This is a genomic window from Nocardia sp. CC201C (assembly GCF_030010695.1).
In the GTDB taxonomy this organism is placed as follows: Bacteria; Actinomycetota; Actinomycetes; order Mycobacteriales; family Mycobacteriaceae; genus Nocardia; species Nocardia otitidiscaviarum.
Genome location: NZ_JASCXP010000451.1, coordinates 1 through 5,908 on the forward strand (window position 1 = coordinate 1; position 5,908 = coordinate 5,908).

Consider the following 5,908-nt stretch of genomic DNA (forward strand, 5'->3'; position numbering starts at 1 on the left):
GGGGGGGGGGGGGGGGGGGGGGGGGGGGGGGGGGGGGGGGGCGGGGGGGGGGCCGGGGGGGGGGGGGGGGGGGGGGGGGGGCCCCGGGGCCCCCGCCCCCGAGCCGGGCTGCGCCGCTGCGGGATCGGGGGTGGGCGATGCGCTCGGCTGGGCCGATGGCATGGTCGCGGGCGACGACATCGTCACAGTGGAATCCTTCCTGGTTGCCGTTGTCGGTTTCGCTACAGGCGGTTTCGCGTCGGTCGTTGTCGCGGCGGCCGCGGCCTTGGCGGCGGTCGCCTTCTTCCCGGCCGCGGCGTCCTTCTGGGGCCGGGCCGGTTTGATCAGGGTGACCTCGGTGGGGCCGAAGGCCATCACATCTTTCGAGCCGGTCGGTTTTATCTGTAGGAAATCGCCCTCGGAGGGATCGCCGAGTGCGAGCACCTTCCCGGACCGCCCCTCCGGCACCCCGACCGCCGCGGCCGTGAACCACACCATCGGCGGACGGCCGGCCTCGATATCCGTGGCGATCTGCCGAATCTCGCTATCCGACAAGGGCTGTGGCTTGGTGCGGCGGGACGACATGGGGCACTCCGAGCGGTGGTGGACACTTGCGTGCCCAAGAGCATGCACCATGGCACCGACAAATCCACAACGGAGAGTTCGGCCCGCTGCTGATCCTAAGCGCTGCGCGGCCCCCGTCGGGTGAGTTCGACCCAAGCCCGGAGCAGCCTCCCGGCAATCGGTAAGCCGAGTTCAGAGCTGTTCCACATCGCGCAGCACGCACGCCACGGTATCCGGTCGCCGCACCGGATCGAGCCGGGTTTCGGTGGTGAAGTTCTCCGTCGCCCCCGGCTGCACCAGCACCTCGGTGCGGGTGCGCTCCAATACGGTCGACTCCGGCGTGACGAAGCTGACCACGACCGCGTAGCGGTGCTCGACGTCGTCGCGGTTGCTCACCACCCCGGCGGCCCGCCACCCGGCCGCCGTGCCCCCGCATTCGGTGACGAAGACACTGCGCTGCGCGTTCGACGCGTCCGTCGCGGCCGGTTCCGCACCGAACGCCTCGGTGGTGGTGTCGTCCCGATCGGCACATCCCGACGCCAGTACCGCACACACACCTGCGACACCGGCCAACCACACGCGGCGGGCGATCATCGAATCTCCCTTTCCCCAGCACACTTCCGGCCCCCGAACCTCAGTTGCCGTCCATTAGCTGCGCGAAGAGTACCCCACCACACCTGCGTGTCGTCACATGACGCGTGGGTCGTGTCGCAATCACGCAATCGGCGCACGCGGACCCGCTACCATGGGCGACGTTTCGCCAAGAGTTAGCTGTTGCAGTGTTTCCGAAACCCGGCGGCAAAGGTGGCTCGTGAGCAATTCCCAGCGTCACAGGTTTCTGGCCAGCGGTCTCACCCTCGCGCTCGGAGTGCTGGTCGGAGGCGGTTATCTGCTGTTCGACGTGATGCGGGTGCGACCGCCCGGATCGACGTACACGGTGACCATCCAATTGGACCGGTCGGGCGGTTTGCAGGCGGGTAACAATGTCACCTGGCGCGGCTACCGGATCGGCGAGATCACGGCCGTCGAACTCACCGACGCCGGCGCCGCGGTGGCGGTGCGCGCGGAAGTCGACAACCGTTACCGGATTCCGAAGGATACGGCCGTCCAGGTGCATGCGCTGTCCGCCGCCGGGGAGCAGTACATCGACTTCGTGCCCCATACCGATCGAGGTCCCTACCTCGACGACGGTGCGGTGGTGCCGTTCGACGCCGCCCGCACCTCCACCCCGGTGCCGCTCTCGGAGGTCCTGATCGACTCCAGCGAGCTCATCGCCCAGATCGATCCGGACAAGTTCGCCGTCATCCTGGACGAACTCGATATCGCGCTCAGCGGCGGACCGGACCAGTTCCGCGCCTTCGTGAACGGCATCAGCCTGGCCGTGGCCGGGTTGGACAATCTGCTGCCGCAGACCACCAATCTCATCACCAGCCTGCGCACCATCGCCGCCACCACCTCCCAGGCCCAACCCGATCTGGGCACGCTGACCCGCAATTCGCGCGTTCTCATCGATCAGGTCACCGCAGCCGACGCCGAGATCCGGGCGCTGCTCGACGACGCACCGGGCATGATCGACGTGGCGGCGCGGACGCTGGACCGCAATGCCGACCCCATCACCAGTCTCGCCACCAATCTCAGCGCCGTCGTCCGCTCGGCCCAGCTGCGCATTCCGGCGCTGCGGGCGCTGTTTCCGTCGCTGTTGATCGGCACCTCGGCCATGGGCGTGCCCGCGCACGACGGCGAGTTCTACACCATCGTGGATATCTGGCCGCGGCCGTTCTGCCAGTACCCGACGAAGCAGACGCCCCAATACGTGGTGCAGGACGGCACCTTCCGCCGCTGGAACTACTGCGCGAATCCGCCCGCCGATCAACAGATCCGCGGCTCGGCCAACGCGCCGCGGCCGAATGTTGCCGACAATGGCGCGAATCTGCCCACCGGGGTGGATCCGAACGAGCGGACGCCGCCGCCGGTGCGGTGACCCGGCACGCTGCCCGCGTTTCCCGGCCGGAGTTGTGCAACCGACAAGAGCGCCCGCGCGGGTATTCCACCGAGCGGATCGGCATCCATATCGTGGGCGGATGAACGCGATTCGCACCCGGCAGGACGATGCCGTCCTCACCGTGGAACTGGACAATCCGCCCTACAACTTCCTCACCGGCGCGATGATGCGCGACCTGGAAACGCTGCTGCACCGGCTGGCCGACGACGAGACGGTGCGGGCGGTCGTGGTGACCAGCGCGCTGCCCGGGGTGTTCGTGAGCCACTACGACGTGGCCGAGATTCTCGCCGGGGCCGAGGCCAGCCCGCTGCCGCTGAGTCCGGCGCTGGCCGGTGCGGCACTGCGAACCACCGGCGCGGCCAGTCATCTGCCCGGGGCGCGGGCGGTGCTCGGGCGCGGGATGACCGCCGGGCTCACCGATATCCTGCGCTATCACGAGGTGTGCCGCCTGATGCGGCGATCGGACAAGGTCTTCGTCGCCGCGGTGAACGGCCACGCCATGGGCGGCGGCTGCGAACTCGTCCTGTCCTGCGATATCCGGCTGATGGCCGACGGGCCGTACCGCATCGGGCAGCCGGAGATCCTGGCCGGGCTGATTCCGGGCGGCGGCGGCACCCAGCTGCTCACCCGCTCGCTCGGAGCGGCGCGGGCGCTGGAACTATGTCTGGAGGGCGCGCCGATCGACGCCGCCACCGCGCGGGATATCGGACTGGTGAACCGGCTGATCGATCCGGATCGGCTGCTCGCGGAGGCGCTCGATACCGCGCGGCGGTTGGCGCGGCGCTCCCCCGTGGCCGTCGCCGCCGTCAAACGCGCTGTGCACGAGGGCGGTTCGGCCGGGCTGGAGACCGGGTTGCATATGGAGCGAGCCGGATTCCTCGCCGCCGCCTCGCAGCCGCAGACGCGGGACGCCATGCGCGCCTATCTCGCCGATGTGCGGCGCAACGAGGCGGCGGGGAAGGATCTCACCGCGTTCATCGAGGAGCGGCTGCCGGATTGGCACCGGGGTACGGCCGGGGAATCGTAGGACGGCCCGGGCGAATTCGCCGGGGGTGGCCGTGACTGTTGGATTCCGCACACTTCCTACCAAGCAAACGCTTGGCTGCTAACGTCGGAGGGGCAGGAGGACGGTGACGGACATCGATCGCAGCGCGGCGACGATGGAGCGCCGCAGCGCCCTACCGGTCCGCGTGGACGCGGCCGATCGGGGACTATCAATGGGGATGTACCGGGGGCAATTCGATTCCGCCCGAGGCTTTTTCGAGCATGGGCGCAGGCCGTCTCGCGCCGCCCGTCCACCGCCAGTGCGAGAGACAGGAATGGGTACATGAGCACCACCACGCAGGTTCCGGATCCGAATCACCCGCTGCTGCCCCTGGCGCGGGCCTACACGAGTTATTTCACCCCGAAGGTGAGCGGGCTGGAGAATCTGCCCGCCTCGGGTCCGGCGCTGGTCATCGGCAATCACTCCTCCATCTACTGGGCGCCCGAGGTGTGGATCACCTTCATGGCCATGATGGAGCGTCGCCCCACCGAGCCAACCTTCGGGGTCGCGCACGAAATCCTTTTGCGCGCACCATTTCTCGGTGACAGTCTGCGGCAGTTCGGCGTGATTCCCGCGTCCCAGGAGGCGGCGGCGGCCGGACTCAAGGACGGTGGCGCGGTCATGGTGTATCCCGGTGGCGACTGGGAGGCGTGCCGTCCCTGGACCGAGCGCGGCAAGATCGATTTCGCCGGGCGCAAGGGATTCATCCGGCTGGCCCTGAAACTGGGAGTGCCGGTCATCCCAGTGGTCGCCAACGGCGGCCACGATTCCATCTTCATCCTCAGCCGTGGCGAACGCACCGCCAAGCTCTTGCAGCTCGACAAGCTGTTCCGCGCCAAGGTGTTCCCCTACACCGTCGGCCTCCCCTTCGGCATCGCCCCGGTGATACCGCAGATACCTCTCCCCGCCACGGTCGACGTCAGCTTCCTCCCGCCCCTGGACTGGTCCACCGAACCCGGTGACCCCGAGGACACAGCCGCGGTGGCCGCCCACTACGAATCAACAGTGCGCACCATGCAATCCGAACTCGACCGCCTCCGAGCCGAAACCCCCAACCCGGTGTCCGCGGGTATCAAGAACCACCTCGCGGCCCTCCCCGGACCGCTGTCCGGCTTGGCGAACCTCCTGTAGGACGACATACCGCCCGACGGACAGCCGTGGCCCGGAGAGACCTCCTACTCTCCGGGCCGCACCCCAACCGTCCGGGCCACACTCACCCGCCCCTCGGGCCGCGCTCACCCGCCCCCCGGGCCACGCTCTCGCGCTTCCCTCAGCACGCTCGCAGGCCGCGGTTCGACACACCACGGACGCACGTCGCATCAGCTGTAGCGCAAGCCGCATCGACCGCGGCTCGCATCAGGAACGGACGCAGGCCGCACCGGCTACGGCGCACAGCGGAATCTTCGGCGGCGCAAGCGGCACCGGCTACGGCGCTGGGTCACATCGGCTGCGGCACAAGGCGTGGACCGCGGGGCTCGACGCATCGGCTACGGCGCAGGCCACACCGGCTACGGCGATGGAGCGCAACAGCCACGACTCCAGCCGCATCGGCTACGGCGCTGGGGCGCATCAGTTGCGGCACAAGGCGTGGACTGCGGCGCTCGACGCATCAGCCGCAGCTCCGGCCGCATCGGCTACGGCGCTGGATCGCGTCAGTTGCGGCACAGGGCATGGACTGTGCCGCTCGACGCACCGGCTACGGCGCAGGCCGCATCGGCTACGGCGCTGGGTCGCATCAGCTGCGGCACAGGGCATGGACTGCGGGACTCGATGCGGCGACCAAGGCGCTGACCGCACCGGCGAGATGCGACGAACCATATCGGCTGTGGCGCTCGACGTATCGGCGAAGCGCGAGTCCGTGTCGGCTGGCGCGAGTCGGTGTCGGCTGTGGAAGGGCGGGCAGATCGGCGGTGTTAGCCGCGCACGTCCACCACGAGGGCGGTGGCGTTGTCGGTGCCGCCGGAGGTGAGGGCGGTTTCCACCAGGGAGTCGGCGGTGAGGCCGGGGGTGGTGGGGTGGGTGAGCAGGGCTTTGACGGTGGCGATGTCCAGGGGCTTGTGGACGCCGTCGGTGGTGAGGAGGAAACGGCCGGTGCTGGAGCCGGTGGCGGCCTGGCCGATGTCCTCGACGCGGGCGGTGCGGGCGGAGGTGGTGACCAGGTGGCCCATCCCGGGCAGGGGTTCGTGGCCGCGCAGGCGGAAGTATTCGGCGACGGTGTGGTCGGTGGTGATCTGGTGCAGGACACGGCCGTTCCAGCGGTAGACGCGGCAGTCGCCGACCCAGGCGATATCGCACGGGCCGTCGGGGCGACCGTCGGC

The 5,908-nt window shown here is 69.4% G+C and carries 4 protein-coding genes and 1 pseudogene; 3 read left to right on the forward strand and 2 right to left on the reverse strand.

Annotation, left to right across the window (positions count from 1 at the left end):
- Window positions 1–735 precede the first annotated feature (735 nt).
- Window positions 736–1,137 carry a hypothetical protein gene (locus tag QK444_RS31335; protein ID WP_282785686.1) on the reverse strand — a complete coding sequence of 134 codons (402 nt, stop codon included), beginning with the start codon at window positions 1,135–1,137 and terminating at the stop codon, window positions 736–738.
- 217 nt (window positions 1,138–1,354) lie between these two features.
- Here QK444_RS31335 and QK444_RS31340 point away from each other — a divergent pair, with 217 nt between their 5' ends.
- The 3 genes from QK444_RS31340 (at window position 1,355) to QK444_RS31350 (ending at window position 4,721) form a co-directional block, all read left to right on the forward strand.
- Window positions 1,355–2,524 (forward strand): MlaD family protein, encoded by a 1,170-nt coding sequence (locus QK444_RS31340; protein WP_282785687.1) that lies wholly within the window; start codon window positions 1,355–1,357, stop codon window positions 2,522–2,524.
- A gap of 100 nt (window positions 2,525–2,624) precedes the next feature.
- Window positions 2,625–3,572: an enoyl-CoA hydratase/isomerase family protein gene (locus QK444_RS31345; RefSeq protein ID WP_282785688.1), complete on the forward strand. Its 948-nt coding sequence runs from the start codon at window positions 2,625–2,627 to the stop codon at window positions 3,570–3,572.
- A gap of 300 nt (window positions 3,573–3,872) precedes the next feature.
- A complete protein-coding gene (locus tag QK444_RS31350) occupies window positions 3,873–4,721 on the forward strand; it encodes a lysophospholipid acyltransferase family protein (protein WP_282785689.1) in 849 nt (282 codons plus the stop codon).
- 782 nt (window positions 4,722–5,503) lie between these two features.
- On the opposite strand, the pseudogene QK444_RS31355 reads toward QK444_RS31350, so the two are convergent.
- Window positions 5,504–5,908, reverse strand: a pseudogene (locus QK444_RS31355) (serine/threonine protein phosphatase); the annotation flags it as partial.